Source organism: Rhodococcus ruber, from assembly GCF_027270735.1.
Classification (GTDB): domain Bacteria; phylum Actinomycetota; class Actinomycetes; order Mycobacteriales; family Mycobacteriaceae; genus Rhodococcoides; species Rhodococcoides rubrum_A.
Map to the genome: position 1 here is coordinate 1 of NZ_JAPWIJ010000019.1, position 15,943 is coordinate 15,943.

Sequence of the window (15,943 nt, forward strand, 5' to 3'; positions counted from 1 at the left end):
TCGGTGACAACCCCCACCGCGTCAGCTCCGAAGCAGCATTTGCCAGCCTCTGCGGCGTCGCACCCATACCCGCATCGTCGGGCAAAACCACCCGCCACCGACTCAACCGCGGCGGCAACCGGCAGGCCAACCGAGCGTTGCACGTCACCGTCATGGCCCGCCTCAAATACGACACCCGCACCCAGCAATACCGCGACCGACGGCTCGCCGAAGGCAAGAGCAAACGCGACATCATCCGCTGCCTCAAACGAGCCGTCGCCCGCGAAATGTTCCAACTTCTCACCCAAAAAACTGCTACTTGACACTCATAGGAGCATCACATGCGGCGAAGCCGCTCTACTCGTGCGGAACGACGACCACCGGCACCGGGGCGGCCCGCAGAATCTTGGCCGCACTCGATCCCAGGAAAACCCGCTTGGGACTTGCCAATCCACTCGATCCGAGAAACAGCACATCGCCTGGCTTCCAGTCGAGGTTGCCCATGGCCTCGTCCAACGAAGACCCGTCGGCGACTACCGACTGCAAGCCCTCGATATCGGGAAGAGTGCGGGCCGCGTGCTCGAGATTCTCCTGCGCGGCGGCGACCTGTCGTCGACGCGTGTCCAACGAGGTCTCGTCGCTCGGTGCCCCGGTCGGTTCGAGAGACACCAACGACACCAACCGGACCGGCACGTGCGCGGCGCTGGCAAGAGTGATCGCGAACGGCAACGGATTCGAGGCCGATGCCCGGGTGGGGACGGCGACGGTGAGGTCTGTGATCGGAGCGCTGGAGAGCCGGTAGCCCCGAGGTGCAAGTGCCAGCGGAACTTCCGAGGCGTGCAGAAGCTGACCGGCGACCGAGCCGATCGAATGCCGATTCAGCAGACCGTCGCCCGCGCCGCCGACGACGATCATGTCGGCATCGGTCTGTACCGCGAAGTCGATGAGAGCCCGGGCGAAAGACTCGTGGCTGAGCACATGGGTGGTCACCGCGATGCCCGACGGGACCTGGGCAGCGGCATCGTCCACCCAACCCTTCGCTTTCGCCTCCAGTACTTTTCGGTACGGGCCGCTCCCTTCCATGACCGGTTCGTCCGCGGCCATGACCAGCACGATGTCGATGGAGGCGTCGAGGGCACGAGCGAGGGCGATGGCAAGGGCTACGCCGTCGTCGCCGCTGGGAGTGGCGAGGTAGCCGACGGTGATCTTCATGAGTTTCGGTCCTTCTCTTCTAGTGAGTGTCCGGAACCTTGACTTCGGTGGACGCGGTGAGTGTCTTACCCTGGAAGAAGTCCTTGTTGCCCACGAAGCACAGCAGCATCAGCGGGATTCCGAGTACCAGCATGCCGACTCCGAGGACGAACACACCGCCGATCGGACCGTAGACGGTGTAACCGTAGTCGGGCTTGATCATGTCGACTGCGCTCTGCACGAACGCCCACGTCATCGACAATCCGCCGAGAAACGGAAAGATGCCGCGCATGAACAGGTTTCGCACGGACGTCAGCAGCGTCCGGCGGAAGTACCAGGTGCACGCATACGCGGTGATGCCGTAGTAGAACGCGACCGCGAGCCCGAGCGAGGCCACCGAATCCTGCAATGCGTTGGCGCTGACGAAGGTGAGCACCAAGTAGAACAGCAAGGCCGCGGCCCCCATCACGAGTGTGCCGAAACCGGGGGTCATGTACTTGGGGTGCACGCTGGCGAACCGCTTGGGAATGGCCTCGTACACGGCCATCGACAGGGTTCCTCGGGCCGTGGGCAGAATGGTCGTCTGAGTCGAGGACAGCGCCGAGATCGAGACGGTCAGCAACAGCAAGGACGCCACGATCGAGCCGGCGACGGGATCTCCGAGGATGGTGAGCACGTCGTCGACGTTGTCCGGGTTGTTCAAGCCGATGCCGGTGTCGCCGAAGCCGGCGAACGACTGCACGGCGTACCCGACGAGAACGTACGTGGCGACGAGGATCAGTGTGGTGATCACCGCAGCGCGTCCCGGCGTCTTCTCCGAATCTTTCGTTTCCTCGCCGACGGCCAGGCAGGCGTCCCATCCCCAGTAGATGAAGATGCACAGGATGATGGCCTGGGCCGCGTCGGACATCGTCACCCCGGTGGGAACCAACCAACTCCACTGGGGCGTGATGGCCTGAGGTCCGGCGGTGCCGGCGCCCACCTTGACCAGTGCCGTCACCGACACTCCGATGAGCACACCGAACTGCACGACCAGCAGCACGTTCTGCATGCGTTCGCTGATCAGAATGCCGCGAAAACTGACGTAGGTCATCGAGACGATGAAGAACGAACCGAGTGCGACCTTGGCCGCAGTCGACTCCGCCAGGTCCGACAGGCCGAGGAACTCGAACAGATAGATGGCAGCGATCTCGGCAACGTTGGCGAGCACGATGATCGCCGAGACTGCCAGCCCCCATCCCGCCATCCAGCCGACCCACGGGCCGAACGCCTTGGTGCCCCAGGTGAACGACGTTCCGCAGTCCGGGGTGTCGCGTCCCAATTCTCGATAGGCGAAGGCTGTGAGCAGCATCGGGACGAAAGCTATGAGAAACATCGACGGTGCTTTGTCGCCGACGGCCAGAACGACGTAGCCGAGGGTGGCGGCCAGACTGTAGGCCGGTGCAACCGCCGACAGTCCGATGACGATGTTGCCGACCAACCCGAGAGCGCCGGTGTTGAGTCCCTTACCCGGAATGGTGTTCGGCGGTTCCGCAATCGACATAGGTCTCTCCGAGGTTCGAGTCGACCGAGGACGTCGGAAGGAGACCCGACAGAATCGGTCGCGTGTGTTGGATGAACACTACGATTTCCGTCGCCGATCCGCTGTGTATCGACGGAATTGTTTTCATTGGAGTAACAATGCAACGAAATGGGTCGCAGAAGCGGCAGGGTTCGCTGGAATCCGCGGACTCGCCGAGGGGTTCCGGCGGCCGCGCGTACGCACGGGCTGCGCGCTACCGTCGACACATGAGCACCACGGAGAACACACAGTCTTCGATCGGTGGCAGTGCGCCACTCGATCTAGCGTCGATAGGGACAGCTCCCAAGGCGTTGCTGCACGATCACCTCGATGGCGGACTTCGACCGCAGACCGTGCTGGAACTGGCCGACGAGTGTGGTTACGACGGACTTCCCGCAACCGACGGCGCAGCATTGGGCGAATGGTTCCGCGAGTCCGCCGACAGCGGCTCGCTCGTGCGCTACCTCGAGACGTTCGCCCACACGGTGGCCGTGATGCAGACTCCCGAGGGACTGTTTCGAGTAGCGCGCGAATGCGCCGAGGATCTGGCCGACGACGGCGTCGTGTACGCAGAGGTGCGCTTCGCCCCGGAGCAGCATCTCGAACGCGGACTGACCCTCGACGAGGTCGTCACCCACACGCTCGCAGGTTTCGAGGCGGGAATCTCAGCAGCCAAGGTGCGAGGCAAGAACATCAGAATCGGCACCCTGCTCACCGCGATGCGACATGCGGCTCGGTCGCGGGAGATCGCCGAGCTGACGGTTCGATTCCGCGATCGCGGTGTCGTCGGCTTCGACATCGCCGGTGCCGAAGCGGGCTTTCCTCCCAGCCGCCACCTCGATGCTTTCGAGTACATGCGAGCGAGCAACGCGCACTTCACCATTCACGCGGGCGAAGCGTTCGGTCTGCCGTCGATTCAGGAAGCGGTGGCGTTCTGCGGGACCGACAGGCTCGGTCACGGAGTTCGGATCACCGACGACATCACCCGCGAGGCCGACGGCTCGGCCACGCTCGGTTTGCTGGCCGCATACGTACGTGACACGCGAATGCCGCTCGAACTCTGCCCGAGCTCCAACGTGCAGACCGGAGCGGTCGAGTCCTTGGCGACACACCCGTTCGATCTGCTTGCACGCCTGCGCTTTCGGGTCACCGTGAACACGGACAACCGGTTGATGAGCGACACCTCGATGAGTCGCGAGATGGTCAAGCTCGTCGAGACGTTCGGCTACGGGTGGAGCGATCTCGAGCGGTTCACCATCAATGCGATGAAGTCCGCGTTTCTACCGTTCGACGAGCGACTGGCGCTGATCGACGACGTCATCAAGCCCGGTTATGCGGTCCTGATCGGCTGACCCTCCGTGCGAGGCCGGGCATCACTTCTTGCGGAGCCGGCCCTCGAACTCGCGCTCGAGAGCGCGCCATGCTTCGGCCTCGACGGCGAACGGCGCGCTCGGAGCGAGCCGATCGGGGCTCGGTTCGAGGGTGTACGAGACGTACCAGCCCAACGGCGTGGACGTGGCGAGCGCCTCGTCGACGGAGCTATCACCGGCGAAATCGGCTGCATCGGTGAACAATTCGACGGCCAGATCCAGCTGATCCGCGTCGACGGCAGTGGGGCCCTCGGCGAGATCGTCGGCAAGGCCGGGTAGCACGTACACGTTGTCGTCGGTGATTGTGATGTCGAGCGAGCCGTCGATGGCGGCGGTCTGAATGTCGGAGTACGTGCTGACCTGAGCCAGATCGTGGTCGTGATCATCGGCCAGGTATCGGGCGAGCGAGCGTTCGGAGCCGAACACGCTGATCGCACCGCCGCGGCCGAGGAACACCGGTTTGTCGCCGAGGTAGCAACGCAGGGTGTACAGCGTGTCGTCCGAGGTGATGATGCGAATCGGGTCGATGCCGACAGTGGTCCAGAACGTTTCCTCGGCAGCCGCCGCGGCGATCGGATCACGATCGACATCCTCGGCGTCGTCTTCGTCTTCGTCTTCGTCTTCGTCTTCGTCGTCGGAATCGGAATCGATGTCGTCCGTGGCGTCATCGGCGTCGACGGCATTCTCCGCCGCAGCTGTGATCTCTGCTTCTGCTACGGCAACGGCAGCGGAGTCGACGTCGGGCGAGGTGACGATGGAGTCGACTGCGTCCAGTACGTCGTCCCAGTGTTTGGCAACCGCGGCTCCGATGCGGTCCCACAATTCGGCTCCCTCACGACCGAGGAAGTTCTCGACGCCTCCGCCGACTGCCCCCACGAACGGATTGGTTCCGAAAAAGCTTGTGACGGGGCGCAGTTCGCACACATCGCCGATGGAGGCGACGATGTCGAAGGTTGCCTGCAGTTCGGCGAGGACGTCGGCTTCGGGATCCGATGCCACCAGCTCGGGTACCGCCACCAGATCGAAGCGATGCAGATCGTCGGGCTCGAGCTCGTACGCCGCCAGAGCGGAAACGACCGGCCACGAAGGATGGTCGGTGAGATCGTTGTCGTCGTCGGATCGGACGAACGCCGCGAGCTCTGCGACGGTCGAGAATCCGTACAGATCCTCCTCGTGTCCGAGGAATGCCTCCCACTCGTCGTCGCCTTCTCGCCACTCCGGTGCCCACAGTGTCGAGAAGTCACCGGCGGTGAGACCGAGTTCGATCGGGATGATGTCTCCAGCCATGGCGCGAAGCCTATCTCAGGAGTCTGTGAACGACGCCTGCAGACTTTGCAGTATGCCTTCGCGGTGGTCGAGTGCCCCAGCGGCCGCCCCGGCAGCCACGGAGGTGATCGTCGACGCGAGTACACGAGCGGTGACCGATCCCAGGTTGTCGGCGAGTTCGAGTTCGATCATGGCACCGGATCCATCGGCGACGACGGTCACCAGGTTGTCCGGAGAGGTGACTCGAAACCTGATGCGGTCCAGTCGCTCGTGAGTCTGGCGCAGGGTGTCCAGTCGGTGCTGGGCTCCGCCGACCACAGCGTCGATCTCGGGGGTGTGCGTGTGGGTCATGCCCGTCTCAGCCAACTCGCGGGGGCGACGTCCTCGGCCAGGTCCTCGTTGGCAGCGGCAGCCACTCGGGCACTCGTGGGTAGTCCGAGGCGATCGAGAACGTCGGTGGGAACGCCGTCCTGGGCCAGCATGGTACGGCGCTGAGCGCGGGCTGCGGCGCTCGCCCGCTCGCATTGCTGCAGAATTGTCGCTGCCAATGCGCTTCCGCCGTAACGCAGTTCGCGCTCGTCGATGGCAACTGCGATCGGTAGCCCGTGTTCGGTGGCGCGCACTGTCACCGATCCCGATCTGGTACCCGATACCGCGCTGACGACGGGGAGGGTCGAGTCGGTCGTTGCCTGGCCCTTCATTCGATCGCCTCTCATTCGGTCGGACGGTAGAAGCCCTTGAAGCCCATACCGCTGTTGGTCGTTCGGATCGGTCCGACCTGCACCGGATCTCCGGCTTCTACCAGCTGGCCGTTGCCGATGACCATGGCCACGTGGCCGTCCCAGACCGCAAGGTCGCCGGGCATCACCTCACCCGGTGCCACGGCCGAGCCGATGCCCTGTTCCTGAGCCAGACGGGGGATCTCGATGCCCTGCTGCGAATACGCCCACTGCGTCAATCCGCTGCAGTCGAGTCCGCTGCCCGGAGTGGTTCCGCCCCAGGCATAGGGCACGCCCTGTTGCGTCAATGCACTACGAACGGCACCCGCGGCCTCGGGGTTCGGTGCGGTGACGATACTGCCGTCGGGCAACCGCACTTCGACGCCGCGACCGGCGCTGTCGGTCGACCGGGAAGAATTGGAGCCCGGATCACCCAGATAGTTCAGTGCGCCGCCACCACCGCCGCCACCACCGCCACCGCCACCGCCACCGCCACCACCGCCACCCGGCGCATCGGCTCCGGAAGCGGGGGAGGACAACGACTGCGCGAATGTCTTCGCCAATTTCTCGCCGGCCTCGATCACCTGCGACGTCGCAGGTGAGGTCATGAGGTTCGAGGGCGATCCGGGGGCCGGAGCCGGACCTCCGCCCACGGGCGCGGGGACCGTCGGCGGAGCGGCGAGTGCCCCGATTTTCGCGGTGTGCGCGGCCAACTCGGCGCGAACACGGGCAATCACAACCAGAGCTCGCTCGAGGTGTTCGATGGCGGCCGAGATCAGCATGGTCTGCCCTACCGGAGTAGCGATGATCGGTCCGGCCGAGAGTGCGATGCCGACGAACGACTGCACGATGGCCTGCAGTTCGAGGAATCCCTGATTGGTATCGCGGCAGGCCTGATCGACGACGGCAGCGATGTCGTCGGCGTGGTCCACGAGGGCGATCGCGGACGAGTGTGCGTTCTCTGCGTACCGAATTGCGGCGTCGGCGGCCTCACCGTTCCAATTCGCGGCGAGCTCGGTGATCGCGACCCTGCCGACTCCCTGCGCCGCCTCGATCGCTGCCGAGGACACACGAAGCACGTCGGCCGGCCCCCCGGTGGGGAGCGCTCCGTTGCCGAAGGCGCCGAGCAGATCGACGATCGGACGGGCCAACAGATCGATCATGGCCGCTACCGCGCGTCCGGCGCGATACCGGCCGCCGAGCCCGCGACGGTTGCACCGGTGACGGCATCGGTGAGGGCGTACGACACGGCCGATGCCGTGGCCGCGGAACCGATGCTCGCCACCGCTCCGGCCAAGCGCACCACGGCGTCGGTATGCGCCAGATGGGTACCGGTGGCAGCACCGAGAAATTCCTGTCCGATCAGGCCGAACACCGGTGCGAGCACAGCGGGCCCGCACGCAGCAGCGGCAGCACCAGCCGCGGCGATCTGCTGGGCCATGGTCGACGCCACCGCACTGTATGCGAGGACCCCCTCGGTATCGACGACGAGTTCGGCCATCAGTGCCCCCTGAGAAAGCAATCGGTTCGTAAGCCGCCGAGTGCGACGCCCAACTGGTTCGACGCGGATGCCCGCCATTCGGTTCCCCTGACTTGCCGTTCGCGTCCGACCCCCGAAGTCCTATCCTGGACGGCATGGAAACACACGTGGTCGACCACCCACTGGCCGCAGCTCTGCTCACCACGATGCGGGACGAGCGCAGCGACAACGCCACGTTTCGGACGGCCCTTCGTCAACTCACCCACATGCTGGTCTACGAGGCCACCCGAGACGCTGCCGTCGACACCTTCGAAGTGCGCACCCCCGTCGCCGTGACCGAGGGCACCAGGCTGGCTCGCCCGCCGTTGCTCGTGCCGGTTCTGCGTGCAGGTCTCGGCATGGTGGAGAAGGCGAGCAGTCTGATTCCGCAGTCTGGCGTCGGATTCGTCGGGATGGCCAGGGACGAACACACACATCAGCCCGTCCCGTACATGGAGTCCTTGCCCGACGACCTGTCGCAGACGCCGGTCTATGTGTTGGACCCCATGCTGGCCACCGGCGGCTCCATGGTGCACACGATCGAATTGCTTGTCGGTCGCGGTGCGGCGGAGGTGACGGCCATCTGCGTCGTGGCCGCTCCCGAAGGTGTTGCTGCGCTCGAAGCCTCGGGCCTGCCGGTGCGATTGGTGGCAGCGAGCATCGACGACGGCCTGAACGAGAATGCGTTCATCGTCCCCGGCCTCGGTGACGCAGGCGATCGTCAGTTCGGTCCGCGCTGACCTCCGCTACCGCCGCCCGCTTGGTCCTCGGGGTCTCCTGGCCCTCGGAGGCGGCACCTGCACCCCGCCCGAGATTACGGGTGCTCGATGTCGACACCGAGCAGATCGAGTTCCACGAACTGGTCGGCCGCAGACTCGGTTTCCGTGCGCCGGGTGCCTCGGCCGATCGCTACTGCACCGGGCGAACGGCCTTCCGGGCCGATGGTCCGCCGCGCTACGTTCCGTGCCCGGGCCGGGAGCGGGCTGTCGCATCGGGGCAGTGCGAGACGTGCGCCGGCAAGGACAGTTTCAGATTCGTGCACACCGTGCATCGCAGCGGGTTCGTCTCGCGTGATCTGGAAAAGCATGTCATGCAGCCGCATTGGCTCTATCTGGCTGCTTTCGCCAACGGAGCCTTCAAGATCGGCACGGCAGCCGACACGCGCAAGTGGGGCCGGCTCGCCGAGCAGGGGGCCATCAGCGCGCGGTACGTCGCCCACGCCGCCGATGGGAAAGCTGTTCGGGTGGCCGAGGATCTCGTGACCGAGTCGATGGGGCTTCGGCAAGCAGTGCGATCCGCCGCCAAAGCGGCCTCGCTGTGTCTTCCGATCGACGTGGACAGGCTCGACGCCGCGACCTCTGCCCGGGCCGAGCAGGTCCGCGAGATGCTGACCGCGGCAGGCATCGCCGGATGCACCCCGATCGACGAACGATGGACGCCGCCCGCCGGACGCGAAGCGTTGAGCGAGAACGTCAGTCGCGTCGCCTACCCCGCGGATGTCGCGACCGGGTCTCACGGTCTCGCGATCAAAACGTGCATCGGGCAGGCGGTGATCGCCACCGTGGACGACGACACCTACGTCGTGGATCTGGCTGCACTCAAAGGTCGGCGAATAGAACTCGGTGCCTTCAGCTCGAATCTGCCCGCGGTGCAATCGGCCCTGTTCTGACTCCGAGCGGTCCGCCGCGTCTAGAGCTGCTGGGCAAAGGTGGTCAGCTCGGCCAGCAGCTCGCCCGCTGTCACCCGCGCTCTCGCCAGGTCGTCTCGGCTGTCGACCGTCTCGATCACTTCGAGGTAGGCCTTGAGTTTGGGTTCGGTACCGGACGGCCGCACGATCACTCGTAGCCCCGGTCCGCTGATCTCGACTGCGTCGGTGCGCAACTCGTCGTCGCGCTCGGCGTAGTCCAGTACGGCGACAGCGCGGCCGGCCAATTCCGTCGGTGGTTCGCTACGCAACCTGCGCATCATGTTCCCGATCTCGGCGAGGTCCTCGACCCGCCGCGACACCTGTGAACCCAGATGTACACCGAACTCGACCGCGAGGTCGTCGAGTACGTCGAGCAGGGTGCGGCGGTCCAGTTTCAGTCCGGCGGCCAGATCTGCGAGCACCACCGCCGCCGAGATACCGTCCTTGTCGCGCACCACATTGGGATCGACGCAGTGTCCGATTGCTTCCTCGTATGCGTACACGAGGCCGTCGCCGGCGCGGACCAGCCACTTGAAACCGGTCAGGGTGCGGGCATAGCGGGCACCACGCGCCGGAGCGAGCGCAGAGAGCAGCTGCGACGAGACGATGGTGTTGGCCACCAACGGGTCGGCCGTCGAATCGCTCAGCACATAGTTCGCGAGCAGGGCTCCGGTCTCGTCCCCGGTCAGCATTCGCCACCCGTTCGACCCTGGAACTCCGACCGCACAGCGATCGGCATCCGGGTCGAGGGCGATCGCGATATCGGCATCGATCTCGGCCGCCAGAGCGAGCACCGCATCGGCTGCGCCCGGCTCCTCGGGGTTGGGGAACGTGACGGTGGGGAACGCAGGATCGGGCTCGAATTGTTCCTCGACCACTCGGACGTCGCGGAACCCCGCTCCACGCAGCGCAGCGGTGGCCAGCTCGCCGCCGACGCCGTGCAGTGCCGTGAGGGCGATGCGAATATCTCGGCGCGTCGAACGAGGCAGTGCAACAACCGAATCGAGGTAGCGCGCGGCGATATCGGTACCGCTGGGTTCGACGATCGAACGGGGAACGTCGACCGCGTCGCCGGTGGCGGCGATCAGCGTCTCGATCTCCGCGTCACTCGGCGGGATCAGTTGCGAGCCGCCGCGGAGGTACACCTTGTAACCGTTGTCCGCCGCGGGGTTGTGTGACGCGGTGATCTGCACGCCGAGTTCGGCGCCCAGGGCCCGTACCGCGAAGGCAACGACGGGAGTCGGGAGTGGTCGAGGCAGCAACACCACCGAAAAGCCCTGAGCGGACAAGGTTTCCGCCGCCGCGAAAGCGAACTGTTCGGAGCCGGTTCTGGCGTCGCGACCGACGACGACGGTCGACCCGCCGAGGCCCTTGTCGATCAACCAGGCTGCGATGCCGGCGGTGGTCTTCACCACCACCGCCACGTTCATGCCGTTCGGTCCCGCGCGTACCGGTCCTCGCAATCCCGCCGTGCCGAACGTCAGTGGGCCGCTGAACCGGTCGGCGAGTTCGGCATCGGACAGGCCGTGCAGTTCCTCGCGGGTAGCGGGGTCCGGATCGCCGGCGATCCAGCGCTGCACGCTTTCGGAGAGCTCCTCGGTCACAGTCGAGAGACCAACTGGTGCAGCAGGGCACCCATCCGAGCAGCGGAATCCTTACCGGCAGCGAGTACTTCGGTGTGGTTCAGGTGCTCGCCGGTCATTCCGGCCGCGAGGTTGGTGACCAGCGAGATGCCGAGGACTCGAGCGCCCTTCGCCCGCGCGGCGATCGTCTCGTGCACCGTCGACATACCTACGAGGTCTGCGCCGAGAGTGCGCAGCATCCGGATCTCGGCGGGCGTCTCGTAGTGGGGGCCGGGCAGACCCGCGTAGACGCCGTCTTCGAGCGACGGATCGATCTGGGCTGCAAGAGCGCGAAGTTCGGGCGAGTACGCGTCGACCAGATCGACGAACTCGGCACCGACGAGAGGCGAACGAGCCGTGAGGTTGAGGTGGTCGGAAATCAGGACGGGCTGCCCGACGCTCATGCCATCGCGGATTCCGCCTGCGGCATTGGTCAGCACGACGGTCGTCGCGCCTGCGGCGATCGCGGTGCGCACGGGGTGCACGACGCGTCGCAGGTCGTGACCTTCGTAGGCGTGGGTGCGGCCTTGCAGCAGCAGGGTGTGGGTACCGCCGACGTCCACCGAGGTGATGGTGCCGGAGTGCCCCGACGCCGACGGCGGCGCGAAACCGGGTAGGTCGGCCATTCGCACGGTCGCGGTGGGGGAGCCGAAGACATCGGCTGCTGCCTGCCAGCCGGAGCCGAGCACGATGGCCACGGAATGGGTGTCGACTCCGGTCGCCGCGGCGAGAGCGTCGGCGGCGGTGCGCGCGGCCCCCTCGGGATCGGTCACGGGGTCGGTCTCATGTGCGTCGGTGGTTGCCACGATGAACAACAGTAGGAGATCGACGCGACGGATGTGCGACCGATGGAGGTTGCCACCAGCAAGTTACCCCCGAGTAGTATCCGCTGCATGCCTTATCTCGAGCGCGACGGCGACGTCCACATCCTGTTCCTCGGTGCCCAGGACGGCGCGAACAATCCGGAGAATCGGTTCCACCCGGACTGGATCGACGCCGTCCACGCGTTGCTCGACGAGGTCGAGGCGTCGACCGGTCCGGCGGCGCTGGTCACCACGTCGGCGGGCAAGTTCTACACCAACGGTCTCGACACCGATTGGCTCTTCGCCAACCTGGACAAGATCACCTGGTACCTCGACCGCGTTCACACGCTCTACACCCGGCTCCTGGCGTTTCCGATGGCCACCGTCGCCGCGGTGCAGGGGCACGCGTTCGGGGCGGGCGCAATGTTCGCCACCTCGCACGATTTCCGCATCCAACGCGCCGATCGCGGTTTCTACTGCTTGCCCGAGGTCAACCTGAACATGCCGTTCACCGTGGGAATGTCCGCACTGATCAACTCCCGGTTACCCAAACAGACTGCCGTCGACGCCATGACGACCGGTCGCCGCTACGGCGGTGCCGACGCCGTAGCCGCGGGAATCGTCGAGTCGACGGCTCCCGAGGAATCGCTGGTCTCCGATGCGGTTGCCCGGGCCGCAGCACTGACCAGCACCCGCGGCGCGAACCTGGCGGGGATCAAGAGTCGCATTCACGTGGATCTGCTGGCCGCATTGAACACCGCGACCGACGACAGCAACTTCAGCTTCGGAAAGTAGACGCCCCGTCTCTTTGCGCAACTCGGCACAGCCGTTCCGACTCTCGGCCGCGCTAGTGACACACTGTCTCTCGTGATCGACGAATCGAACAGCGCTGCGGTGGGCGAGGCGATGGACCGCGCCCTGGCCACCGCCACGGGTGAATTGGTGGCGCTCTCGCACTCGATTCACGCGGAACCGGAGCTGGCGTTCGAGGAACATCGCAGCGTCGCCAAGATTCTCGACACGCTCCGCGCCCACGATTTCGAGGTCGAGACGGCCGTCGCAGGAATGGACACCGCGTTCACCGCGTCGTTCGGCAGCGGCGATCTGGTGATCGGTATCTGTGCGGAGTACGACGCCCTGCCCGAGATCGGTCATGCGTGCGGGCACAACATCATTGCGGCGTCCGCGGTGGGGGCGGCGCTCGCGCTCGCTCCGGTCGCCGACGCTCTCGGCATCACCGTCCGAGTACTCGGCACACCGGCCGAGGAAACCGGCGGCGGCAAGGTGCTGATGCTCGAGCGCGGAGTGTTCGACGGCATCGGCGCGGCACTGATGGTCCATCCAGGACCCTTCGACATCGTCGGTGCGACATCACTGGCTCTGGCCGATGTCGCCGTGAAGTTCACCGGCCGCGCCGCGCACGCGTCGGCAGCTCCCGAATGGGGAATCAACGCAGGCGATGCGGTCACCATCAGCCAGGTGGCGCTCGGTCTGCTGCGTCAGCACCTGGCACCGGGGCAGCAGTTCCACGGCATCGTCAGCGACGGCGGGGCGGCACCGAACATCGTTCCCGGCCATGCCGAGTTGCTCTACTACCTGCGGGCGAACACCACGGAGTCGCTCGAGACTTTGACGACGAAGGCATTCGCGTGTTTCGAGGCCGGGGCACTCGCGACCGGGTGTACTCACGAGATTCGTACGGTGTCACCGACATACGCTGCCTTGACGCCGGATTCGTGGCTGGTCGCGGCTTTTCGTCAGGAGATCGAAGCGTTGGGCCGATCGCCGTTGGCTCCGGATTTGGAAGGATTTCGCCCGTTGGGCAGCACAGACATGGGAAACGTGACGAATGTTCTACCCGGTATTCATCCCGTCGTCGGACTCGACGCAGGCGGGGCGGTGACGCATCAGCCGGAGTTCGCCGCCGCGTGTGTCACCGAGTCCGCCGACCGAGCACTGTGTGACGGTGCCCTCGGTCTGGCCAGGACTGCCGCTCGTGCTGCGGTCGATCCCAGTACTCGCGCCCGTCTGCTCGACGGCGTGATCGCCCGCTCGGCGGCGCAGTCATGAGTACCCGCGAAGACGCGATCGATCGGTGGATCCAGTCGCACACAGCAGATCTGTCCTTGTGGCGGCGTCACATTCACGCCAACCCGGAACTCGCTCGACGCGAGTTCGGCACCACCGCATTCGTGATCGAGCAACTCGAAGCAGCGGGTCTGTCGCCCAAGCCCCTCCCCGGGGGAACAGGGTTGATCTGCGACATCGGACCCGACGGGCCTCGTGTCGCGTTGCGGGCAGACATGGATGCCCTACCGCTGCAGGAGAACACCGGTGCGGTGTATTCGTCGACTGTGCCCGGGGTGTCGCACGCCTGCGGCCACGACGCACACACCACGGTGCTGCTCGCGACGGGTCTGGCGCTGGCCTCCCTGCCGGACCTGCAGTACGGCGTGCGCCTGATCTTTCAGCCCGCCGAGGAGGTCATGCCGGGCGGTGCGCTCGACGCAGTGGCGGCGGGGGCGCTCGACGGCGTCACCAAGATCTTTGCGCTGCACTGTGATCCGCGGCTCGAGGTGGGGCAGGTCGGCGTGCGCCTCGGTGCGATCACCTCCGCCGCCGACACCGTCGAGCTCCGGCTGGACTCACCCGGCGGACACACATCTCGGCCGCACCTGACCACCGATCTGATCTACGCATTGGGCACCGTCATCACCGGCCTGCCCGGAATGTTGAGCAGGCGAATCGATCCGCGGACCAGCACGGTCATGGTGTGGGGAGCGGTGGTCGCGGGCCAGGCCCCCAACGCCATACCGCAGACCGGCATGCTGACAGGGACCGTGCGCACCGGCGACCACGAGACCTGGGCGTTGCTCGAACCGTTGGTCCGCGAGATCGTCACCGGCTTGTTGGCACCCACCGGGGTGCAGTTCGAGTTGCACTACCGCCGCGGCGTCCCTCCCGTGGTCAACGATCCGGCGTCCACGCACACGTTCGAGAAGGCGATCGGCCGGGTCGGACCCGACGCGTTGGCCGATACTGCGCAGTCCGGCGGCGGCGAGGACTTCTCGTGGTACCTCGAACGAGTGCCGGGGGCGATGGCTCGACTCGGTGTGTGGCCGGGCACCGGACCGCAACTCGACATTCATCAACCCACCTTCGATCTCGACGAGCGCGCATTGGCCGTGGGCGTGAAGGTGATGACCGGAATCGCACTGGATCCGAACTAGAGACAGGGTCGAGATGGATTTCGAATTGTCGCCGATCGGAATCGTCAGATCCGACCGCGCCGAGGTAGTGGACGACAACTGGGGATCGGTCGAGTCCGTCATCGATCTCGACGAGAACGTGCTCGACGTCGACGCGACCCTCGGTCTCGCCGAGTTCTCCCACCTCGAAGTGGTCTACGGCTTCCACCTGTGCGATCCGGCCGCGACGACCACCGGCTCGCGCCATCCCCGCGGTGACACGACGCTTCCTCGGGTGGGAGTCCTGGCTCAACGGGTCAAGGACCGGCCCAACCATCTGGGAGTGTCGCGGTGCGAGATTGTCGACGTCGACGGACTGCGCATCCGAGTACGGGGTCTCGACGCGATCGACGGCTCACCGGTGTTCGACGTCAAACCGTTCCTGCAGTCCATGGTTCCGGAGCGTGCGGACGTGACCGAGCCGGCCTGGGTGGCGTCGGTGATGAAGAACTACTTCTGATCTGTCTCTCGAGCTACGAGGTAGTACCGGGACCGACGTTGCGGCTGTTGCGGGTTCGCAGGTCTCGCACGTATTCGGCTGGGGCACCGGCAATTTCGGCCGCTTCCGCCATCACTCCGAGATAGCGAGCCGAGGGCAGTCCACCCTCGTAGGCGTCGAGCACGTACATCCATGCCAGTACCGGCTCACGGCCGGTCTCGATGCGCAGCCGGATCTTCCGGTGAATACCGAGTTCGGAGCCCTCCCAGCGATCCAGGCTCTCTTCGTCCTCCTCGGATACGTCGTAGAGCACGACGAAGACCTGCGAGTCGGGATCCTCCACGACCGTGGCCAGCGCGCCTTCCCAGCCGATGTCGCCGCCGCCGAAGGTCAACCGCCATCCGTGCAGCCATCCGGTTCCCGACAGGGGCGAGTGAGGGCATCGCTGCAACATCTGCTCCGGATGCATGTTCGATCCGTAGGCGGCATAAATTGGCACGTCGGCCAGCCTAAACCGTATCGGTGCCGGTTGACGCGTC

General features: G+C 65.8%; 18 protein-coding genes. 8 read left to right on the forward strand and 10 right to left on the reverse strand.

The genetic code is table 11. The features are described 5' to 3' along the window. Positions 1 to 302, forward strand: a 302-nt coding sequence (locus O4220_RS26855) for a transposase (RefSeq protein ID WP_269608598.1), incomplete at its 5' end; no start/stop codon positions are given. A 34-nt stretch (positions 303 to 336) separates the two neighbouring features. Here the strand turns inward: O4220_RS26855 and O4220_RS26860 are convergent. Further along, on the reverse strand, positions 337 to 1,191 hold the full coding sequence (locus O4220_RS26860) for a universal stress protein (protein ID WP_269608600.1): 855 nt from the start codon (positions 1,189 to 1,191) through the stop codon (positions 337 to 339). 19 nt (positions 1,192 to 1,210) lie between these two features. Further along, the gene (locus O4220_RS26865; protein ID WP_269608601.1) at positions 1,211 to 2,713 is read right to left on the reverse strand and encodes an APC family permease; all 1,503 of its coding nucleotides are present in this window, start codon (positions 2,711 to 2,713) and stop codon (positions 1,211 to 1,213) included. 245 nt (positions 2,714 to 2,958) lie between these two features. Here O4220_RS26865 and O4220_RS26870 point away from each other — a divergent pair, with 245 nt between their 5' ends. After that, positions 2,959 to 4,083, forward strand: coding sequence for an adenosine deaminase (locus O4220_RS26870; RefSeq protein ID WP_269608602.1), 1,125 nt, complete (start codon positions 2,959 to 2,961; stop codon positions 4,081 to 4,083). A gap of 21 nt (positions 4,084 to 4,104) precedes the next feature. On the opposite strand, the gene O4220_RS26875 is transcribed toward O4220_RS26870, so the two are convergent. Genes O4220_RS26875 through O4220_RS26895 form a run of 5 tightly spaced genes read right to left on the reverse strand, consistent with a single transcriptional unit; the run spans position 4,105 to position 7,587 of the window. Continuing rightward, positions 4,105 to 5,388, reverse strand: a complete 1,284-nt coding sequence (locus O4220_RS26875) for a primosomal protein (RefSeq protein ID WP_269608603.1) — start codon at positions 5,386 to 5,388, stop codon at positions 4,105 to 4,107. Between the two features lie 15 nt (positions 5,389 to 5,403). Beyond that, on the reverse strand, positions 5,404 to 5,718 hold the full coding sequence (locus tag O4220_RS26880) for a YbaB/EbfC family nucleoid-associated protein (protein ID WP_269608604.1): 315 nt from the start codon (positions 5,716 to 5,718) through the stop codon (positions 5,404 to 5,406). After that, the gene (locus tag O4220_RS26885; RefSeq protein WP_269608605.1) at positions 5,715 to 6,083 is read right to left on the reverse strand and encodes a hypothetical protein; all 369 of its coding nucleotides are present in this window, start codon (positions 6,081 to 6,083) and stop codon (positions 5,715 to 5,717) included. Before O4220_RS26885 ends, O4220_RS26880 begins: the two co-directional genes overlap by 4 nt. Beyond that, entirely contained in the window at positions 6,080 to 7,249 is a 1,170-nt protein-coding gene (locus O4220_RS26890) for a C40 family peptidase (RefSeq protein ID WP_269608606.1), read from the reverse strand. Before O4220_RS26890 ends, O4220_RS26885 begins: the two co-directional genes overlap by 4 nt. Before the next feature lie 5 nt (positions 7,250 to 7,254). Beyond that, complete coding sequence (locus O4220_RS26895) at positions 7,255 to 7,587, reverse strand: type VII secretion target (protein WP_269608607.1); 333 nt, start codon at positions 7,585 to 7,587, stop codon at positions 7,255 to 7,257. Positions 7,588 to 7,721: 134 nt separating this feature from the next. On the opposite strand from O4220_RS26895, the gene upp reads away from it, so the two are divergent. Both upp and O4220_RS26905 read left to right on the forward strand, forming a co-directional pair. Continuing rightward, a complete protein-coding gene (upp, locus tag O4220_RS26900) occupies positions 7,722 to 8,345 on the forward strand; it encodes a uracil phosphoribosyltransferase (RefSeq protein WP_269608608.1) in 624 nt (207 codons plus the stop codon). An 80-nt stretch (positions 8,346 to 8,425) separates the two neighbouring features. After that, on the forward strand, positions 8,426 to 9,274 hold the full coding sequence (locus tag O4220_RS26905; RefSeq protein WP_269608609.1) for a DUF2797 domain-containing protein: 849 nt from the start codon (positions 8,426 to 8,428) through the stop codon (positions 9,272 to 9,274). 20 nt (positions 9,275 to 9,294) lie between these two features. Here O4220_RS26905 and O4220_RS26910 read toward each other — a convergent pair whose 3' ends face one another. Both O4220_RS26910 and O4220_RS26915 read right to left on the reverse strand, forming a co-directional pair. After that, on the reverse strand, positions 9,295 to 10,896 hold the full coding sequence (locus tag O4220_RS26910; RefSeq protein WP_269608610.1) for a phospho-sugar mutase: 1,602 nt from the start codon (positions 10,894 to 10,896) through the stop codon (positions 9,295 to 9,297). Further along, complete coding sequence (locus tag O4220_RS26915; protein ID WP_269608642.1) at positions 10,893 to 11,687, reverse strand: purine-nucleoside phosphorylase; 795 nt, start codon at positions 11,685 to 11,687, stop codon at positions 10,893 to 10,895. The genes O4220_RS26910 and O4220_RS26915 overlap by 4 nt, the downstream gene beginning before the upstream one ends. Before the next feature lie 120 nt (positions 11,688 to 11,807). Here O4220_RS26915 and O4220_RS26920 point away from each other — a divergent pair, with 120 nt between their 5' ends. From O4220_RS26920 to O4220_RS26935, 4 genes are all read left to right on the forward strand, one after another. Next, positions 11,808 to 12,512 (forward strand): enoyl-CoA hydratase/isomerase family protein, encoded by a 705-nt coding sequence (locus O4220_RS26920; protein ID WP_269608611.1) that lies wholly within the window; start codon positions 11,808 to 11,810, stop codon positions 12,510 to 12,512. Positions 12,513 to 12,623: 111 nt separating this feature from the next. After that, positions 12,624 to 13,787 (forward strand): M20 family metallopeptidase, encoded by a 1,164-nt coding sequence (locus O4220_RS26925; protein WP_269608643.1) that lies wholly within the window; start codon positions 12,624 to 12,626, stop codon positions 13,785 to 13,787. Next, complete coding sequence (locus tag O4220_RS26930) at positions 13,784 to 14,947, forward strand: M20 family metallopeptidase (RefSeq protein WP_269608612.1); 1,164 nt, start codon at positions 13,784 to 13,786, stop codon at positions 14,945 to 14,947. The genes O4220_RS26925 and O4220_RS26930 overlap by 4 nt, the downstream gene beginning before the upstream one ends. A 13-nt stretch (positions 14,948 to 14,960) precedes the next feature. Continuing rightward, positions 14,961 to 15,425, forward strand: coding sequence for a TrmO family methyltransferase domain-containing protein (locus O4220_RS26935; RefSeq protein WP_269608613.1), 465 nt, complete (start codon positions 14,961 to 14,963; stop codon positions 15,423 to 15,425). Between the two features lie 13 nt (positions 15,426 to 15,438). Here the strand turns inward: O4220_RS26935 and O4220_RS26940 are convergent, their stop codons facing one another. Continuing rightward, complete coding sequence (locus O4220_RS26940; protein ID WP_032397447.1) at positions 15,439 to 15,903, reverse strand: gamma-glutamylcyclotransferase; 465 nt, start codon at positions 15,901 to 15,903, stop codon at positions 15,439 to 15,441. Between the last annotated feature and the right edge of the window lie 40 nt (positions 15,904 to 15,943).

Bases quoted from the DNA above. Each gene is read 5' to 3' on its own strand.
- O4220_RS26860 (WP_269608600.1), bottom strand. From the start codon at position 1,191: ATGAAGATCACCGTCGGCTACCTCGCCACTCCCAGCGGCGACGACGGC.
- O4220_RS26865 (WP_269608601.1), bottom strand. From the start codon at position 2,713: ATGTCGATTGCGGAACCGCCGAACACCATTCCGGGTAAGGGACTCAAC.
- O4220_RS26870 (WP_269608602.1), top strand. From the start codon at position 2,959: ATGAGCACCACGGAGAACACACAGTCTTCGATCGGTGGCAGTGCGCCA.
- O4220_RS26875 (WP_269608603.1), bottom strand. From the start codon at position 5,388: ATGGCTGGAGACATCATCCCGATCGAACTCGGTCTCACCGCCGGTGAC.
- O4220_RS26880 (WP_269608604.1), bottom strand. From the start codon at position 5,718: ATGACCCACACGCACACCCCCGAGATCGACGCTGTGGTCGGCGGAGCC.
- O4220_RS26885 (WP_269608605.1), bottom strand. From the start codon at position 6,083: ATGAGAGGCGATCGAATGAAGGGCCAGGCAACGACCGACTCGACCCTC.
- O4220_RS26890 (WP_269608606.1), bottom strand. From the start codon at position 7,249: ATGATCGATCTGTTGGCCCGTCCGATCGTCGATCTGCTCGGCGCCTTC.
- O4220_RS26895 (WP_269608607.1), bottom strand. From the start codon at position 7,587: ATGGCCGAACTCGTCGTCGATACCGAGGGGGTCCTCGCATACAGTGCG.
- upp (WP_269608608.1), top strand. From the start codon at position 7,722: ATGGAAACACACGTGGTCGACCACCCACTGGCCGCAGCTCTGCTCACC.
- O4220_RS26920 (WP_269608611.1), top strand. From the start codon at position 11,808: ATGCCTTATCTCGAGCGCGACGGCGACGTCCACATCCTGTTCCTCGGT.
- O4220_RS26925 (WP_269608643.1), top strand. From the start codon at position 12,624: ATGGACCGCGCCCTGGCCACCGCCACGGGTGAATTGGTGGCGCTCTCG.
- O4220_RS26930 (WP_269608612.1), top strand. From the start codon at position 13,784: ATGAGTACCCGCGAAGACGCGATCGATCGGTGGATCCAGTCGCACACA.
- O4220_RS26935 (WP_269608613.1), top strand. From the start codon at position 14,961: ATGGATTTCGAATTGTCGCCGATCGGAATCGTCAGATCCGACCGCGCC.